Below are 17584 nucleotides of genomic sequence, written 5' to 3' on the forward strand. Positions count from 1 at the left end.
AAGATGCTCAATGTAGTGAGCAAGATGCTCAATGTAGTGAGCAAGATGCTCAATGTAGTGAGCAAGATGCTCAATGTAGTGAGCAAGATGCTCAATGTAGTGAGCAAGATGCTCAATGTAGTGAGCAAGATGCTCACACTACGAAATACGAAAAGGATTTCCCAATTCTTGATATTAAGGTTTAAATGCCGAACAGCTTACACCCTTTATCCCGTTGCCCAAGGTATCTGGAACTACTTTTATTTTCGCACAATCAATGTCAATCTTAAACAATTAGCGATCGCTTACAAATCGTCCTAAAGTATGAACTGTTTTCGGCTAATAAATAAAAATGATGCTTCTCAGGCTAAATGTCGCATCAAGACGGCGCGAGGGGCGCGGCGAACCCGGCATTTAATCGTTTCTTTCCCTAGGCGCTGATGTGCCTCAAATCTATGACACCCAGAGAAGCCGTAATACTCTCCATCAACTTCGAGTACATCAATGGGTTCTCTTAATCCTTCTTCCTGGATGGATTTCATCAACTCCAGCACCTTATTGGCGTCGTTTTCTCGGGGAAGGGGACGGCGGATTTGCTGTAGCGGAATTTCTCGAACCTCTACCATCGTGCCAATAACACCTCTGCTCTTATAATGTTTACCACTAAATCATAATCGTTACGAGTTTGACTTGCAACTTAGAGATGGAGTATGGGGGGTGCAGTGAAGCTAGCTGGGGGAGATGAGGGAGTAGAGACGTGCCATGGCGCGTCTGTGTGTAGGGACGGGTTTTACCATTAACGGGACGGTTTTCACCCAGATGTGACTAAACCCGCCCCTACGGAGTACCATAATTCTTCGACAAAGGACAAAGGACAAAGGACAAATGACCATTACTTTTGAATCCGAGACAGATCCATATTGCCAAAATTGACAAAAAAGGCAACATTAAGATTTTCTAGAGATTGAACCAACCAAAAAATATCATTAATTGTTTGACATTCGTAGTGATTGAATAAAATTGAAAATCGCTTTTCTAAATCCGGTTTAACTTTGCCACACAGCAGAATAATTTTCAGCAATAATCCCGTTGTGCGGATTGACCCCATATTAGAAATTAAATCAATAAAGACATAGTGATTGGGATGCTGAGGACTGCTGACTAAGAAACTCAGTAATTGACTACAGGTTCTCAGCAATAAAAAGTCGTTTATTTTTTTAGGATCGCTATCCGGTAAGGTGTTTTTGAGATGTTGCGCTAAACGCTGATTGAATTGATGTTTACCATAGGTGGGTTCAATTGCCGCTATTAGGTATTCATATAAATCGGCTTTAAAAGCACGATAAGAGCGCGTTTGATTACTTTGCTTGAGAAAACGTTGGGCTAAGTCTCGGTAAGTGTAAGCTCCTTCAACTTTACCCATAAATTGCTTCAGGGCGAAGTAGAGTTCGCGATCGCTTAACAGAGTCGGATTGGGTACAGGTTGAACCAAAGTGGTGTCTGGGGTGGGTGTTTTACTGGACGCCAGTCGCACTCGCCGGATTAGATAAGTGACATATTGAGAGAGGTTCATTTCTAATTGCCACTGACGTTGAGTTTGAATGTGGCGGATAGTTTGCTGGTGTTCGTAGGAACTATCGGAACTTAGTAAGGCGTGGGTGTATAAATAAGGGTATCGACAAATTAATTGTCCTAACGCGGGATTGGAGTCTTGGCGATCGACATCAGCGGTGTGATCAACAACTTTGACCAAGCGTTTTAGGCTTTGAAAGTCTTCACTTTGAGTAAATACTTGCAAGAGTTGTCGCAATCGCTTTGATAGTCCCGACGTCGCTTTAATTGTCCCCGGTTGAAAGGTTTTTTCAAATAATGCCACCAATTGCGCGATCGCATAATCTTGGTTGCCTTGCATTTGCCATCGGTTGATCAGGATATGGCAGCACCGATTGAGAATATGGGTAAAGTCTTGATGGCGGGGATTAGCGAGGATAATTCGGTGGAAGGCAGTGATAATGTCGGGTTCGGCGTAGTTTTTCGCGGTAATAAATAGTTGTTCAAATCGTTCGATGAGTTGCTGGGGGGATTCTCGTTGTACCCAATAGAGTAAATGATCATATAATATCTGCTCGTCGGCACTCAAGGAACGCGGCGGAGACGTTGGTAAGAAGTCTGGAGGGGTAGGTTGGGCAGAGGGTTTTCTTGTCGATGTTGTATCTAATTGTTTCTGGGGGTTGCAGTTTCCTTGATCAGAACTAGCGATAATCTGCTGACGACTCGCATTCAGGAATTGGTAGTCCTTTTGATTTAAGGGTTTCCCTTTTGCCCAAACTGAGGCTTGTTGTAATTGGTTTCGGTTCAACAAATAAGACGAATCCTGACCCCCACTGGCAAACCAAGCCATCATCGCCGAGTGATACGGGGGCAGATTATTCAGGACGTTGGTTACCCAATTCTGATTAAAGATAGAGGAATAAATGCGGTTATAGACTCTCAGAACAGGCTGGGCGTAGTTTTCCCCAATTGACTGTTTCACTACCAATCCTGATAGGCGCAATTCCCATTGTTCTGGACTATTATCGGCGGGGATTTCTCCCTGATCGAGAATTTGCTGGTAGAGTGTTAAAAGTTGACGGGTACTGGCACGGTTGGGTAATAGGCGATCGCGAATGGTTTTTAGGTGTTCGGGTTCATCGTTGGCTTCCCAGTTATCAATGATGTGCGATCGCACCAACTGTTCAATCCACACGCTAATTTGGGATTTATCTTGGGGAATCTTCGTGGGTAACCAAAGTTCGGCTTGGTGCAGGACAATCTGACACAGCTTTTGGGTGAGAAAGGGTTTACCCCCTGTCCAAGTTAATATTTCCTGGATAATGGCGGGAGAATAGTTAACGTGGGTGGCTAATCCCTGGGCTAAGGGTAAACATTCATTTAATTCAAAGCCTGTCAGTTCAATTGCCCGACCAATATTAAACGGGGTGCTATGTTTATCTTGAATTAACTCTGAGGGAGTCGCGACACCTAACAGGGCAAATGTGAGGCGTTGGTAGGCGAGATGATCGGCACGACTATCATAACAAGCGCGAATCGCCGCTAAAAAGTCATCGACGCGAAAGTTTAAATTGAGAACCGTATCAATTTCATCAATAAAAATAACAATCGGTTGCGGAATCGCCGGGAGGAGGATGCGTTCAATAAACTCACTGAAGCGTTGTACGGGCGAAAGTAAATCGCGATCGCGCCACCATCGACGCAAGTTAAATTGTTGGGTCAGATTGAAACTAATTACCAAGCGACGGACTAAGCCAGCATACCATTGCTCTGGGGTGAGATGTTGGCAACCAATCTTAGTCAGGTCAATCGCCGCACAAGCAAATCCTTCCCCTTGTAAGCGGCGCATGGTTTGCACCCGCAAGCTAGATTTCCCCATCTGTCGGGAGTTGAGGACATAGCAGAAATCCCCCGCCCTTAACCCATTGTAGAGTTCAACATCTGCCTGTCGCCACACATAAGTGGGGGAATCGGCGGGTAGGCATCCGCCAAATTGGTAGTTATAGGCTAAGGTGGTAGTCATATTCAATGCCCTGACGAAACGCTGCATCGGTAGAAACCGGGTAGAGCGAAGTAATAAAAAAAGGGGTTACACCCCTCAGCGTAAACTATTTTTAAGGGGCTATAATAGCTTTTTCCAAGTCTTGCCGACAATATTCCATGCTAGATGCACTTGAACCACCATCTGGAAGGACACGACATATTGTACCCCTCAATACTGTTCGGATAAGCTTGAATTAAATTTTTCCTCCCCCTGCTTCCCCCGCTTCCCCGGTCAAGTATTCCTAGAAACCTGGTTAAGAGTGAGAATGACAATACAATATCAACCTTTGACCCAAAGAAACCTGGTTTCTTGACCGATATCCTAGTAACCCGATGTACTCACTGTCGGAATTTCGCCTACCTTCTGAGTTCCTTGCGCTATGATTTCTTTCATCGCATTTACCCAGCAACTCTGTCTGTCTATAGAAACGATAAATTTATCGGCAATTTGCCCTCCTTCCTTTATAGTGAATTCAAGATTTCCCGAATCATCGCGTCTGGCTTTCCAGATACAATCCCCAATTAAAAATATACTGGGAAAATCCTTTTTCAAAAACGCCGAAACAATATGATTCCCCATTCTGAATGCTTCTGATACAGGAATATCTATCGTCACAAGTAACTTGAAATCGTGCAATCGATAGCTATTCATAGCCGCGACCCAAAATACAATTAATCCATCGCTGGCAAACTCAATTTGGAGGGCGGTGTCGTGAGAATTTACCTGTTTGGCTAGATTAAATGCTGCCGTTGAAAATAAGTTCACGTCTTTCCATTCTCGCCAACATGAGCGATGTACAAACCTTCTCGCTAACTGTGCCAGGGAGCTTGAGACCTTTGGATGAATATAAGGGAGTTGTGCTGCATCATAACAATTATCAATTACCTGATTACAGATAGCACATTTTGTTACATTTTGAATAAAAAATGGCATAGTTCCATCCTCTTAAGTTTCTGGTTTTACCCATCCACTGTATTTAAGTTCCCTGACAATCCTTGCCACACTACATGGAATTGTATCCCTGGTAAAACAGTAGACTGTTCCATCGACTGTGACCATATAGCTGTAACGTTGATTCAAGTACACTAAAGCGTTTACATCATCCTCAGAGATAAACTTTGCCATTCCCGTGCGATGATCATCAGGGTGTGAGTGCATTAGTAGTATTTTAGTGTTAGGTGGTAGCTCTCCTCCTTGGTAAGAACCCATATTAATCAGAACTCTTCTATTATCTGTTAATATAACAATTGCGTGTTCGTATCCTGTTATCTCCTACCTAGGGACTGTTTACACCTTCACTTGTACAGGAGATGCTGGAGCAATTATTGTGTAATATCACGTACCTCTCATAATTGGATGTGGAGGGAAAAGTGATCTCGGTCGTTTAATCGGGGTCTTTTCGTGGCTTGCGATCGCACTCGTGCTAAGTTAATCCTGAATCCTCCACAGCAATACCTGGCGAAATTCTCACCTCTGTGTCGCTAAAGCTCAAATTTCGTCGTTGATTTGCATCTGATGGACTTTATCAGCTAATTCCTGGCGGCGCTGTTCGCTGAGTTCATCAATCGCCAGCATTCCCATATATATAACCTCTTTCAGGGTCAATCGGGTTGATTGCGCCTGTTTCTGTACTTGTTCCTTAATAACGGGACTAACCCCTATAGCAGTGCTGGCTCTAGGCACTCAAGTTCACGAATGATTAACGACTTCGCCTAAATGGTAACATTTCAAGATTCGTTACAGTTGCCTCTTCTGTTTAAGCAAGGCTTGACACGCTTAAGCGCATTTAAGTAGATTTAAGTTCAAGGCAAATAGTCGTGTTTTCAAGGAATAGGTAAATCTTTGAACCCGTAGACGCGGAGCGGCTTCTCTTCGAGTACTTTAGTTCAGGGCTTTCAGGGCTTCATTCTCGCACCGGACCAAATTCATCTGGCAATTCCTCAATCGAGACGCCCAACTCCCGACATAACGCTTTGACTTGGGGAATCGTCGGTCGAGGAGTCGCCTCACCTGTCTCCCAGCGCACATAGGTTCGCAACGGAATGCGACACTGTCTAGCTAACTCCTCTTGAGTTAAATTGAGTCGTTCTCTGAGTATCTTTAATGGAGATTCAGCTTCTTTTGACTGTTTTTTGGTCATAGCGTTGCTTTTTGTCACGCCAACATGTCATCTTGACAAAAGCCATGTAAACGTGACACGATAACATGTGATGACAACAGAAAAGACCAGACGATTGAAACAGTTGCGTCAAGATAGGGCGTGGCTGGCTGGTCTTTCCTTCTCAGTGTCTCATCTTAATCAAAGATTCGCCGAAAAAATCCCAAGTGACCGAAATTCATCGCGTCGCCACGGATATTGCTGCCATCAATCAACAGGGTAAGCCATCATGACACCTTTATTTCGCCGCCTCCAACCCGCCCAGAAATTCCGGATCAGCCCCAGCAGTATCGCCCGACTCCTGAAAATCCCCAGACATCTGATTGTGCGTGTGGAATCTTGGGCATATATTGTTTTTGTCCATCGCCGCGACAAAGGTGGACAATTCATCAGCTATCGCCAATTACGCCAATGGTTCAACGCCATCGCCTGTCAAATTCAACACTGCACCACCTGCCAACAACTACAGCAATTGTGGCTGGCGATTGAGCGCGATCGCAAAATCCATAACAAGCAATACAATCACCAGGATGCCGCGTTATTATCCAATTTTTGGACGCGGTGCTGGTATACACTCAGTATTGACATCCTCACCACGCCACCTTTAGAAGTAGCGTTAAGGTGCGTTACGCTGCGCTAACACACCCTACCACCTACCACCTACCACCCTACCTTTAGATTTTTTTACATTCCTTAATATAATTCGGTTTATTTATGTCCGACTACTTATCAGTAGGGCATCAGTAATAGACCGATGACATCTAATCAAGGATAGACCGATGACATCTAATAACGGCTGGCAATTTTGGATTGATCGCGGCGGCACATTTACCGACATTGTGGCGCGTCGCCCCGATGGGCAATTGGTAATTCACAAGTTACTCTCGGAAAACCCCGATCGCTACACCGATGCGCCAGTACAGGGAATCCGCGAAGTGATGGGACTTTCCGCCGATGCAGCGATTCCCACCGAACAGATTGACGCCGTGAAAATGGGGACAACCGTCGCCACAAATGCCTTACTAGAGAGAAAAGGCGATCGCACTGTTTTAATGATCACCAAAGGCTTCCGCGATGCCCTCCGCATCGGCTATCAAAACCGCCCCGATATATTTGCCCGTGAGATTATCTTGCCAGAAATGCTTTACGAACGGGTGATTGAAGTCGAGGAACGCTACAGCGCCCACGGCGAGGAATTAATTCCGGTGCAGATAGACGCCACCCGTCAGCAGTTACAAGCCGCTTACGATCGCGGAATTCGCAGTTGTGCGATCGTCTTAATGCATGGCTATCGCTATCCCAGTCATGAACAAGAACTTGCCAACCTAGCGAGTGCGATCGGGTTTACTCAAATCTCAGTTTCCCATGATGTCACACCATTGATGAAAATAGTTAGTCGGGGTGACACTACTGTTGTCGATGCCTATTTATCCCCGATTCTGCGGCGGTATGTTAACCAAGTTTCTAGTCAATTAGCCGGAGATATTAGTAGTCAATCAATCAACAATCAACAATCGATCCGATTAATGTTCATGCAATCCAATGGTGGACTCACAGACGCCCGCACATTTCAGGGAAAAGACAGTATTTTATCGGGTCCAGCAGGAGGTATTGTCGGGGCAGTACAAACCAGTCAATTAGCCGGATTTAATCAGATTATCAGTTTCGATATGGGCGGAACTTCTACCGATGTCGCCCATTACAACGGGGAATACGAACGCACCTTTGAAACCGAGATTGCGGGAGTCCGATTACGCACCCCCATGATGTCCATTCATACCGTAGCAGCAGGCGGCGGTTCAATCGTGAAATTTGATGGGGCGCGGTATCGCGTGGGACCCGAATCGGCGGGGGCAAATCCGGGTCCCGCTTCGTATTCCAAGGGAGGTCCGTTAACAGTAACGGATTGCAATGTCATGGTAGGAAAATTGCAGCCAGAGTTCTTTCCTAAAGTCTTTGGACTTGATGGCAATTTACCCTTAAATGACCAGGTGGTGCGAGAAAAATTTAGTCAATTGGCGGCAGATATTGGCGATAACCGCGCACCCGAAGCCGTCGCCGCCGGATTTTTAGCCATTGCCGTTGAAAAAATGGCAAATGCAATCAAAAAAATCTCCTTACAACGAGGTTATGACGTATCCAACTATACCTTATGTTGCTTTGGCGGCGCTGGCGGACAACACGCCTGCTTAATTGCTGATGCCTTGGGGATGAAACAAGTATTTCTTCATCCGTATGCGGGCGTATTATCGGCTTACGGGATGGGATTGGCAGATGTGCGAACCTTGAGGGAACGTTCGGTAGAAGCCAAATTAACGGAGGAATTACTGTCTATAGGGACACCAGATATTGCCCCATTGGAGGAAATATTCACCGAGTTAATAGCCAGCGGAAAAGAGGAAATTGAGACGACAAATATAGGAGAATCCACGCCAATTGATAGTCAAGTCATCTGCAAAGTGCATTTGAAATATCAGGGGACAGACTCACCATTAATTCTCGATTTCGGTAGCGTAGCTGAAATGCGGCAGCAATTTGAGGAAGCGCATCGGCAACGATATGGGTTTATTGTGGAAGAAAAAGCCCTAATTGTGGACTCGGTATCGGTGGAAGTGATCCAGCCAATGGATGTGCCAGAAGAACCCATGATTCAGCGTCACCGATCAGAACCGCCGCAACCTGTCGCTAAGGTGCAGATGTATACTGCCGATGCATGGCACGAAACCCCTGTATTTAAACGAGACGATTTACAACCGGGAGACTCTATTCCCGCGCCTGCATTAATTATTGAAACAACGGGAACGAATGTCATTGAACCGGGTTGGCAAGCCGAAGTAACCGAACGGAATCATTTAATTTTAAAGAAAACGCAGCAATCAAAAGTCAACAGTAAAAAGTCAACAGTCAACAGTCAACAGTCAGAACTTTCCTACCCTGATCCGGTTACTCTGGAAATCTTTAATAATTTATTCCGTTCCATTGCCGAACAAATGGGAACCACACTGCAAAATACCAGTTACTCGGTTAATATTAAAGAACGGTTAGATTTTTCCTGTGCTATTTTTGACGGACAAGGACAACTCGTTGCTAATGCCCCTCATATTCCCGTACATTTGGGTTCAATGAGTGAAAGCGTTCGCAGTTTAATTGAGGCGTATGGCGATAGTCTCCAACCGGGAGATGTTTATGCGATTAATAATCCCTATAATGGTGGGACACACTTGCCTGATGTCACGGTGATTACCCCAGTTTTTCTGGACGAAAGCGGGATTACCGATACGATTGATCAAACAAGCAAATCTTCGACAAAATCTACAACGACATCATCCCTTGACTTAAATAAACCCCCCTTTGAAAGCAGGGCAAGGGGGGATAAAAATCCGTCGCCATTATTCTACGTCGCTTCACGGGGACACCATGGGGATATTGGTGGAATTACCCCCGGTTCCATGCCACCGGATAGTACAACCGTAGACGAAGAAGGGGTATTAATCGATAATTTTAAGGTAGTAGAATCCGGACGTTTTCGCGAAAAAGAATTATCCGAATTACTCCTATCTGGCACGTATCCAGTGCGAAATATTACTCAAAATATCGCCGACTTACAAGCCCAAATTGCTGCCAATGAAAAAGGCGTGCAAGAGTTGCGGCGGATGGTGAAACAGTCGGGATTAGATACCGTACAAGCTTATATGGGACACGTCCAGAATAATGCCGAAGAGTCTGTGCGACGGGTGATTGATGTGCTGAAAAATGGCAATTTTACCTATAATTTAGATACAGGTGGACAGATTCAAGTTGCCATTGATATTGACCGAAAAAGTCGCCGCGCTACGATTGATTTTACTGGGACATCGGCACAGTTATCCAATAACTTTAATGCCCCAGCTGCGGTGTGTAAAGCGGCGGTTCTCTATGTCTTCCGTACATTAGTGGATGATGATATTCCATTGAACGCTGGATGTCTCAAACCTCTAGATATTATTATTCCCGAAGGATGTCTATTAAATCCTTGTTATCCGGCGGCGGTTGTGGCGGGGAATGTGGAAACATCCCAGGTGATTACGGATGCGCTATATGGGGCTTTAGGGGTAATGGCTGCATCTCAAGGAACAATGAATAATTTTACGTTTGGCAATGAAAATTATCAATATTATGAAACCATTTGTGGCGGTTCCGGTGCTGGAATAGAGTTTGATGGGGCGGATGCGGTGCATACCCACATGACCAATTCTCGTTTAACCGATCCAGAAGTTTTAGAATGGCGGTTTCCGGTGGTATTAGAACAGTTTGGCATTCGCGGAAATAGTGGTGGAAAGGGGAAACAGTGTGGGGGTAATGGTGTAATTCGACGGATGCGGTTTTTGCAACCGATGACAGCCGCAATTTTATCGGGACATCGAGTTGTTGCACCCTTTGGATTACAGGGGGGTAAAGCGGGTGCTGTGGGGAAAAATTATGTGGAACGTCAGGATGGAACGGTTGAGGAATTAGGAAATACGGCGGTTGTGGAAATGGATACGGGAGATGTGTTTGTGATTGAGACGCCTGGGGGTGGAGGATTTGGTGGTTCTGAATGAACCGGAAACCGTAGGGGATCACGTCTGCGTCAACAGCCCAACAGGTGAAACCGCACGACTTGCGAAAAACGGTGATTATCAGCTTAAGTTATCCGCCAGAAGTGACGGTTTCCCAGCAACGATTAATTGTTGATTATTTCGTTCCTGGCGCACGCTGGACACCCACCTATTTATGCCGTTTAGATAGTGCGATCGCGGTTAGAAATATAATCGGTTTTGTTGTCCGGTTTTGGATTAATTGATTGCCTTGCGCTGGAGGAGTGGGCGGGTTTTTTTCGATGGTTATCTGTGAGGAGGGCGGGTTTTGTTTGATGGTTATCTGTGACTAGCTGAATTGATTCCCTAAACCCGGAGCACTCCTGCACCCGGAACCCCCTCACCCCTTGCCTTCTCCAAAACAAGCGCTATAAAGAAATGTGAATTAGGATCGATCTAGTCAAGCTAGAATCAGGCAGCGACTTCACCTAACCTGGGTGGAGAGTAGCTGCTGGCAAGGAGAGAAGCGATGGAAAAAGAAAAAGTACCCACTGCCATTGTCACGCTGACGATTGGTGTGGTTGTCACCCTAGTCAGTCTGTGGGTGGGTCAAAACCACGGCTTGATGCCAGAACAGGCATCAGAGCAAGCGCCGTTAGTCGATGACTTTTTTGACGTGATGATGACGATTGGCACTGCCCTATTTTTGGTCGTTGAAGGCGCGATTGTGGTTGCCATGATTCGCTTTCGGCGACGCGAGGGGGATGATACAGATGCTGAACCCATCATCGGTAATTTGCCCTTAGAAGCCTTTTGGACAGCCATTCCTGCCATTATCGTGATTGGACTGGGGATCTATAGCGTCGAAGTCTATCGAGATATGGGCGGTTTTGAACCCGCGCATCACTTGGTGGCTAAAGCTGATACCCCAGCCCATATTGCAAGTATGCCCGGAAGTGCGATCGCAGCCCCTTTAGTGGCTGATGCGGAGGGGATGGAGTCCAATGAAGCAGCAGCATCCAAGGGCGCTAAATACGGCTTTGGCGCAGCCCCACAACGGGAAGGACAAGCGGCTGACTTGGTGGTGAATGTCACTGGGTTGCAGTTTGCTTGGATCTTTAACTATGCCGATAGTGGTGTGGTTGCTGGTGAACTCCATGTTCCCGTGGGTAAAGACGTGCAACTGAATCTCTCCGCCCAAGATGTGATTCACTCCTTCTGGGTGCCTCAGTTCCGCCTGAAACAAGATGCGATTCCGGGTCAACCAACGGAACTGCGGTTTGTTGCCACAAAACCTGGAACCTATCCGGTGGTTTGTGCTGAACTCTGCGGCGGTTACCACGGCGCGATGCGAACCCAGCTTATTGTTCATACCCAAGAAGAGTATGACGCTTGGTTCGAGGAACATCAGATTGCCCAGCAGCAAAACCCGAATCAAACCGTGGCGGTGAACCCGGCTGATTTATCCGAGTCCGAGTTTCTGGAACCCTACATGACTAAGTTGGGCGTTGATGAAAAAACGTTAACCCAGTTACACTCAATGCATGAATCCTAAACAGAAGCCCATCACACTCCAGTTGTCCATCTGGACAGGCTGCTTTAGTTGTCACAAGAAATTCTGATGACCCAAACCGAAACTGCACCTCAACCTCAAGCCTCTTCCCATAGCTCCCATCCAACGGCATGGAAGTGGTATGACTATTTCACGTTCAATGTTGACCATAAGGTGATTGGGATTCAATACCTGGTTACCTCGTTCATGTTTTATTTGATCGGGGGATTAATGGCAGTCGCTATGCGTGCTGAACTGTATACCCCTGATTCTGATTTACTTGATCCCAATCTGTATAACGCTTTTCTGACCAATCACGGCACGATCATGATCTTTTTCTGGGTCGTTCCGGCAGCAATTGGCGGGTTTGGTAACTACCTGATTCCGCTGATGATTGGTGCCAGAGATATGGCATTCCCGAAACTGAATGCGATCGCGTTTTGGTTGGTTCCCCCAGCAGGGGCGCTGCTATTGGGTAGTTTCTTTTTCGGCGGCGCTCAATCGGGGTGGACATCCTACCCCCCCTTGAGCCTGATTACTGCCAATACCGCTCAATCCATGTGGATTCTCAGCATCGTCTTGGTGGGAACCTCCTCAATTTTGGGTTCGGTGAACTTTATCATCACCATCTTCAAAATGCGCGTCCCCAGTATGCGCTGGGATCAGATGCCGTTGTTCTGTTGGGCGATTTTAGCCACATCCCTATTAGCCCTGTTTTCCACGCCCGTGTTGGCGGCGGGATTGACCCTGCTGCTATTTGATATCAACTTCGGTACCAGTTTTTTCCGCCCGGAGTCTGGGGGGAATGTAGTGGTGTATCAGCACCTATTCTGGTTCTATTCCCACCCGGCTGTGTATCTGATGATTCTGCCGATTTTCGGGATTATGTCAGAAGTGGTGCCGGTTCACGCCCGTAAACCGATTTTTGGCTATAAAGCGATCGCGTATTCATCCCTAGCCATCTGTATCGTCGGTCTATTCGTTTGGGTACACCACATGTTTACCAGTGGTACACCGCCCTGGATGCGGATGTTTTTCACCATCTCCACGCTGATTGTGGCAGTCCCGACGGGGGTGAAAATCTTTAGCTGGGTGGCGACACTCTGGCGGGGAAAAATCCGCTACACTTCAGCGATGTTATTTGCGATCGGGTTGTTAGGGATGTTTGTCTTGGGTGGACTCAGTGGTGTCACTCTGGGAACTGCACCCTTTGATATTCACGTTCACGATACCTATTACATCGTGGCGCATTTCCACTATGTTCTCTTTGGTGGTTCCGTGTTTGGCATTTATGCTGGACTGTATCACTGGTTCCCCAAAATTACCGGTCGGATGTACAACGAAACCTGGGGACAAGTTCACTTTGTTCTTACCTTTATTGGTGCGAATCTTACCTTTTTACCGATGCATCAATTGGGATTACAAGGAATGCCCCGACGGGTGGCAATGTATGACCCCCAATTCACTGCCATTAATCAACTGTGTACCTTCGGTGCGATTCTGTTGGGATTCTCGGTGGTTCCCTTCGCGATTAATATGGTCTGGAGTTGGATTGCAGGACCCAAGGTGGGTGATAATCCCTGGGATGCCTTGACCCTGGAATGGACAACCAGTTCGCCACCAGAAATTGAAAATTGGGAAGTCTTACCTGTATTAACCCATGGTCCTTATGCTTATGGCATGAATGGTCGCAATGGTAAAGGACTCAATCCCAATGCGCCGACATCGGGGGAACCGGTTGTAGAAGCGAAGTAAGGTTAATGTAGAGACGCGCCATGGCGCGTCTCTACGTGTAGATGGCGATAGTTAGGAAAATAGTATGCAAGGTTCAACCATCGACGAATATCAAGTCTCCTCTACCTCAGAAGCCTCAGCTGAAGGGGCGGTGGCGGCACATGAGGAACATCCCGATTATCGGGTTTTGGGGCTAATCGTCTTTCTCGCCTCTGAATCCTTGATGTTTGGTGGGATGTTTGCCTCGTACTTAATCTATCGAGGCGTATCCGCAACCTGGCCTCCCGAAGGCACAGAGGTGGAACTCTTGTTGCCGACGATTAACACAATTATTCTGGTGTCGAGTAGTTTTGTCATCCATAACGGAGATGTGGCGATTAAAAAGAATAATCTCTCCGGGATGCGATTGTGGTATATCATTACCGCGATTATGGGTGTCATTTTCTTAGGCGGTCAGGTGTATGAATATCTCACATTGGGATATGGTCTGACTACTAATGTGTTTGCTAACTGCTTTTATTTGATGACTGGATTCCACGGATTGCACGTCACTATCGGGGTTTTACTGATTCTCGGCGTCTTGTGGCGATCGCGTCGTCCCGGACATTACGGTGAAACCAAGCATGTTGGCATTGAAATGGCAGAAATTTATTGGCATTTTGTCGATATTATCTGGATTATTCTGTTTACCCTGCTTTACATCCTGACGCTGTTTTAAGCCTATGTAGAGACGCGCCATGGCGCGTCTCTACTAAAACGCCGTTAAAGCCGAACAACTTATTTATTTAACCGTAAAAATACTTAATTAATCTAGATAAAGTTCTATTGTGAAACACAGATGTTTAGGGTTAATTCCAATCATTTTACTATCAGGGATAACCAGTCTACTCTTAGGCACACAATCCTTAGCCACAACTGTTGAGCCAATATCTCCGAGGATAGCCCAACAGACGGCTAACTCTGATGCGGCTGAACAAATTTTTAACGAAGCCGTTGAACTTTCGCAACAAGGAACAGCCGAATCACGGCGACAGGCAATTCCTAAATTTGAACAAGCAGTCATACTTTATCGTCAAGCGGGTGATCAACGTTTAGAAGCTGTATCTCTCTTTTTCATTGGCACAGCCTACGAATCATTGGGAGAATTTCAGCAAGCATTGGAATACTACAACCAAGCCCTGTCTCTAAGAAGGGCGGTGGGAGATAGAGGGGGGGAAGCCATCACTCTCTATAGTATCGGCACAGCCTACAAATCATTGGGAGAATTTCAGCAAGCATTGAAATTCTACAACCAAGTCCTGTCCCTATATCGGGCGGTGGGAAATAGATGGTGGGAAGCTATCACTCTCAATAATATTGGGGCTGTCTACTCCTCATTGGGAGAATTTGAGCAGGCATTGGAATACTACAACCAAGCTCTGCCCCTATTTCAGGCGGTGGGAGATAGAGGGGGGGAAGCTGACACTCTCAATACTATTGGGGCTGTCTACTCCTCATTGGGAGAACAGCAACAGGCATTGGAATTCTACAACCAAGCCCTGCCCCTATTTCAGGCGGTGGGAGATAAAGGGGGAGAAGCCAGGACTCTCAATAATATTGGGGCTGTCTACTACTCATTGGGAGAATTTCAGCAGGCATTGGAATTCTACAACCAAGCCCTGCCCATATTTCGGGCGGTGGGAGATAGAGGGGGAGAAGCCAGGATTCTCTATAATATTGAAGCTGTCTACGACTCGTTGGGAGAAAAACATTCAGGTGACTAATCCCAACCTGCGTACCTCTTACTTCACCACAGTCCAAGATTACTATCAGTTCTACATTGACCAAATGTCAACAGCACCACGGGTAAAAGGAGTTTACTGAGATATTGCACCAGTTTCAACAGGGCGATTAAAACGGCAATGACATAGACGAAACCCAGCCAGAGCAAAGTCTGACAACAGCATCGCTGTCATAAAGGTGGAGACCCCCAACCCCCTCGCGAGTTAAATAAATATAGACAATATTATGAAAATCGCTACCTGGAATGTTAACTCAATTCGCACCCGCCAAGATCATGTCTGTCAGTGGTTAACCACCAATCCTGTAGATGTGCTGTGTTTGCAAGAAACCAAAGTCGTTGATGATCAATTTCCGCGATCGCGCTTTGAAGACTTAGGCTATCATCTCTATGTGTCGGGGCAAAAATCCTATAACGGAGTGGCACTGTTTAGCCGTAAACCTTTAGATGCAGTGAGTATGGGGTTTACGGGAGTGTTGACGCCGGAAGAGGTGGGAGAATTGGACGGGCAAAAGCGGGTGATTACAGGTATCCTGGATGGCGTTCGGATTATTAATCTCTATGTTCCCAATGGTTCTGAGGTGGGAAGTGAGAAGTATGAGTATAAATTGCGCTGGTTGAAACTGTTACGGGAATATGTGCGATCGCTCTTAGAGACTCAATCTCATGAACTCTGTATCTGTGGAGATTTTAACATTGCTCCCGATGACCGAGATATTCATAATCCCAAGAATAAAGACAAGCATATTATGGCATCTCCAGCAGAACGCCAAGCCTTAGAGGAGGTGTTGGCGCTAGGCTTAGGGGATGCATTTCGTAAGTTTACTCAAGACGGGGGTCATTTTAGCTGGTGGGATTATCGCCATGGTGGGTTTAGCCGCAATCGAGGGTGGCGGATTGACCATCATTATCTGACGCCAAAGCTGTATGAATCCGCAACAAGTTGTAGGATTGACGTAGAACCTAGAAAACTGGAGAAACCCAGCGATCATGCGCCAGTGATTGTTGAGTTTAAGAGTTAAGATGAATGGCAAACATAGAAAATCTGTAAAAGCGACATTTGGTAATAAAAAATCTGTAGAGGTGACCCGCTTGCTCTTAGTGTTAACTTAAGGACAAAAGTAAGGATTCTCTTACTCCCCTCTCCCCGGCGTGGGAGAGGGGCTGGGGGTGAGGGGTCGCCCTTTATATTAACCCATAAAATAGGTAAAGGAGGTTTTTATGTATTTAGTCACAGGTGCTACTGGAGGATTAGGACGCCGGATTGTTCGGGTGTTACGGGAACAGGAATTACCTGTGCGGGCATTTGTTCGGTTATCCTCGAATTACAAGGAATTAGAAAACCGAGGTGCGGAGATATTTATTGGGGATTTGCGCGATGATAAAGACATCGAAAAAGCCTGTCAGGGAGTGGATTATATTATTAGCGCCCATGGTTCCGCAGGTGATGCTCAAGCAATCGATTATCGGGCTAATCGAGAGTTGATTGATCAGGCAAAACTGCTGGGAATTAAGCAATTTGTCTATATTTCAGTGTTAGGTGCAGAACGAGAGTATGAAAATGCGCCTGTGTTTAAGGCAAAACGAGCCACGGAAAAGTATTTACAAAGGAGTGATATCACCTATACGATTCTTCGCCCTTCAGGTTTTACCTCTAATCTTTTACCATTAGCGGAGCGATTTCGTGAAACGGGGGTTTATTTGCTCAACGGGAATCCCAAGCATCGTTCATCAATTGTCAGTACCGATGATTTAGCCAAAATTGCAGTTGATTCAATTAGCCTGGAAGCCGCCCACAATCAAATATTTCCGGTAGGGGGACCCGATATTCTGCAACGGGAAGAGATTCCTCATATTTTTGGTCGTGTGTTTAATCGGGAACCGATTATTATTAATCCGCCCTTATTTGTCTTTGATGGGGTAAAAACGGCATTAGAATTTGTTAATCCCAGTGTCAGTAGTGGGTTAAATACGCTACGAACCTTAATCACAAATGAGTTCTTCTGTACGACAGAACAAATTACTGAGATTGAATCAGTCTACAATTTGCAAATGGAATCTCTAGAACATTTTATTAAGCGGTATTTAGTAACATAAGGATTCATTTCATTCCTTCGTTCGTAGTAAGGGCTTTAGCCCTAGATTGTCTTAGGTTTTCTTCTGTAGGGGCGAGTCGCTGCACATCGTATGCGCTGTGAGAATTAACCTATCTCGACTCGCCCTTGTCCAA

16 protein-coding genes and 1 pseudogene are annotated in these 17584 nt (G+C 46.0%); 10 read left to right on the plus strand and 7 right to left on the minus strand.

Features of this window, described 5'->3' with window-relative positions; translation table 11 throughout:
* A partial coding sequence (locus tag RIG27_RS12650) for a hypothetical protein (RefSeq protein ID WP_446345600.1) occupies positions 1–185 on the plus strand: 185 nt, incomplete at its 5' end.
* Between the two features lie 156 nt (positions 186–341).
* Here the strand turns inward: RIG27_RS12650 and RIG27_RS12655 are convergent.
* The 6 genes from RIG27_RS12655 to RIG27_RS12680 form a co-directional block, all read right to left on the minus strand.
* Positions 342–605 carry a ParB N-terminal domain-containing protein gene (locus tag RIG27_RS12655; protein WP_446342754.1) on the minus strand — a complete coding sequence of 88 codons (264 nt, stop codon included), beginning with the start codon at positions 603–605 and terminating at the stop codon, positions 342–344.
* A 266-nt stretch (positions 606–871) separates the two neighbouring features.
* On the minus strand, positions 872–3553 hold the full coding sequence (locus tag RIG27_RS12660; protein WP_446345602.1) for an AAA-like domain-containing protein: 2682 nt from the start codon (positions 3551–3553) through the stop codon (positions 872–874).
* A gap of 342 nt (positions 3554–3895) precedes the next feature.
* Positions 3896–4507, minus strand: a complete 612-nt coding sequence (locus RIG27_RS12665; protein WP_446345604.1) for a hypothetical protein — start codon at positions 4505–4507, stop codon at positions 3896–3898.
* A 12-nt stretch (positions 4508–4519) separates the two neighbouring features.
* The gene (locus RIG27_RS12670; protein ID WP_446345606.1) at positions 4520–4732 is read right to left on the minus strand and encodes a hypothetical protein; all 213 of its coding nucleotides are present in this window, start codon (positions 4730–4732) and stop codon (positions 4520–4522) included.
* A gap of 330 nt (positions 4733–5062) precedes the next feature.
* Positions 5063–5257: a hypothetical protein gene (locus RIG27_RS12675; RefSeq protein WP_446342746.1), complete on the minus strand. Its 195-nt coding sequence runs from the start codon at positions 5255–5257 to the stop codon at positions 5063–5065.
* A 220-nt stretch (positions 5258–5477) separates the two neighbouring features.
* Positions 5478–5714, minus strand: coding sequence for a helix-turn-helix transcriptional regulator (locus RIG27_RS12680; protein WP_446345608.1), 237 nt, complete (start codon positions 5712–5714; stop codon positions 5478–5480).
* Positions 5715–5961: 247 nt separating this feature from the next.
* On the opposite strand from RIG27_RS12680, the gene RIG27_RS12685 reads away from it, so the two are divergent.
* The 7 genes and pseudogenes from RIG27_RS12685 to RIG27_RS12715 form a co-directional block, all read left to right on the plus strand.
* The gene (locus tag RIG27_RS12685; protein ID WP_446345610.1) at positions 5962–6372 is read left to right on the plus strand and encodes a hypothetical protein; all 411 of its coding nucleotides are present in this window, start codon (positions 5962–5964) and stop codon (positions 6370–6372) included.
* 139 nt (positions 6373–6511) lie between these two features.
* Positions 6512–10312 carry a hydantoinase B/oxoprolinase family protein gene (locus RIG27_RS12690; protein ID WP_446345612.1) on the plus strand — a complete coding sequence of 1267 codons (3801 nt, stop codon included), beginning with the start codon at positions 6512–6514 and terminating at the stop codon, positions 10310–10312.
* A 44-nt stretch (positions 10313–10356) separates the two neighbouring features.
* A complete protein-coding gene (locus RIG27_RS12695) occupies positions 10357–10554 on the plus strand; it encodes a hypothetical protein (protein ID WP_446345614.1) in 198 nt (65 codons plus the stop codon).
* A 263-nt stretch (positions 10555–10817) separates the two neighbouring features.
* The gene (locus tag RIG27_RS12700) at positions 10818–11843 is read left to right on the plus strand and encodes a cytochrome c oxidase subunit II (protein ID WP_446345615.1); all 1026 of its coding nucleotides are present in this window, start codon (positions 10818–10820) and stop codon (positions 11841–11843) included.
* 66 nt (positions 11844–11909) lie between these two features.
* The gene (gene ctaD / locus RIG27_RS12705) at positions 11910–13595 is read left to right on the plus strand and encodes a cytochrome c oxidase subunit I (protein WP_446345617.1); all 1686 of its coding nucleotides are present in this window, start codon (positions 11910–11912) and stop codon (positions 13593–13595) included.
* A 64-nt stretch (positions 13596–13659) separates the two neighbouring features.
* A complete protein-coding gene (locus RIG27_RS12710) occupies positions 13660–14292 on the plus strand; it encodes a cytochrome c oxidase subunit 3 (RefSeq protein ID WP_446345619.1) in 633 nt (210 codons plus the stop codon).
* 109 nt (positions 14293–14401) lie between these two features.
* Positions 14402–15322: pseudogene (locus tag RIG27_RS12715) on the plus strand (tetratricopeptide repeat protein); the annotation flags it as partial.
* A 38-nt stretch (positions 15323–15360) separates the two neighbouring features.
* Here the strand turns inward: RIG27_RS12715 and RIG27_RS12720 are convergent.
* Entirely contained in the window at positions 15361–15504 is a 144-nt protein-coding gene (locus RIG27_RS12720; RefSeq protein WP_446345621.1) for a hypothetical protein, read from the minus strand.
* Between the two features lie 77 nt (positions 15505–15581).
* On the opposite strand from RIG27_RS12720, the gene xth reads away from it, so the two are divergent.
* Together xth and RIG27_RS12730 are read left to right on the plus strand one after the other, a co-directional pair.
* Positions 15582–16376: an exodeoxyribonuclease III gene (gene xth, locus RIG27_RS12725; RefSeq protein ID WP_446345623.1), complete on the plus strand. Its 795-nt coding sequence runs from the start codon at positions 15582–15584 to the stop codon at positions 16374–16376.
* Between the two features lie 199 nt (positions 16377–16575).
* Positions 16576–17451, plus strand: coding sequence for an SDR family oxidoreductase (locus RIG27_RS12730; RefSeq protein ID WP_446345625.1), 876 nt, complete (start codon positions 16576–16578; stop codon positions 17449–17451).
* Positions 17452–17584: the final 133 nt, after the last annotated feature.

The sequence above is a fragment of the Coleofasciculus sp. F4-SAH-05 genome (assembly GCF_040222985.1).
GTDB lineage: Bacteria > Cyanobacteriota > Cyanobacteriia > Cyanobacteriales > Coleofasciculaceae > Coleofasciculus > Coleofasciculus chthonoplastes.

Excerpts from the sequence above, each read along its gene's own strand:
- RIG27_RS12655 (WP_446342754.1), bottom strand. The coding sequence starts at position 605 with ATGGTAGAGGTTCGAGAAATTCCGCTACAGCAAATCCGCCGTCCCCTT.
- RIG27_RS12710 (WP_446345619.1), top strand. The coding sequence starts at position 13,660 with ATGCAAGGTTCAACCATCGACGAATATCAAGTCTCCTCTACCTCAGAA.
- RIG27_RS12700 (WP_446345615.1), top strand. The coding sequence starts at position 10,818 with ATGGAAAAAGAAAAAGTACCCACTGCCATTGTCACGCTGACGATTGGT.
- xth (WP_446345623.1), top strand. The coding sequence starts at position 15,582 with ATGAAAATCGCTACCTGGAATGTTAACTCAATTCGCACCCGCCAAGAT.
- RIG27_RS12680 (WP_446345608.1), bottom strand. The coding sequence starts at position 5,714 with ATGACCAAAAAACAGTCAAAAGAAGCTGAATCTCCATTAAAGATACTC.
- RIG27_RS12665 (WP_446345604.1), bottom strand. The coding sequence starts at position 4,507 with ATGCCATTTTTTATTCAAAATGTAACAAAATGTGCTATCTGTAATCAG.
- ctaD (WP_446345617.1), top strand. The coding sequence starts at position 11,910 with ATGACCCAAACCGAAACTGCACCTCAACCTCAAGCCTCTTCCCATAGC.
- RIG27_RS12730 (WP_446345625.1), top strand. The coding sequence starts at position 16,576 with ATGTATTTAGTCACAGGTGCTACTGGAGGATTAGGACGCCGGATTGTT.
- RIG27_RS12660 (WP_446345602.1), bottom strand. The coding sequence starts at position 3,553 with ATGACTACCACCTTAGCCTATAACTACCAATTTGGCGGATGCCTACCC.
- RIG27_RS12670 (WP_446345606.1), bottom strand. The coding sequence starts at position 4,732 with ATGCACTCACACCCTGATGATCATCGCACGGGAATGGCAAAGTTTATC.
- RIG27_RS12685 (WP_446345610.1), top strand. The coding sequence starts at position 5,962 with ATGACACCTTTATTTCGCCGCCTCCAACCCGCCCAGAAATTCCGGATC.
- RIG27_RS12690 (WP_446345612.1), top strand. The coding sequence starts at position 6,512 with ATGACATCTAATAACGGCTGGCAATTTTGGATTGATCGCGGCGGCACA.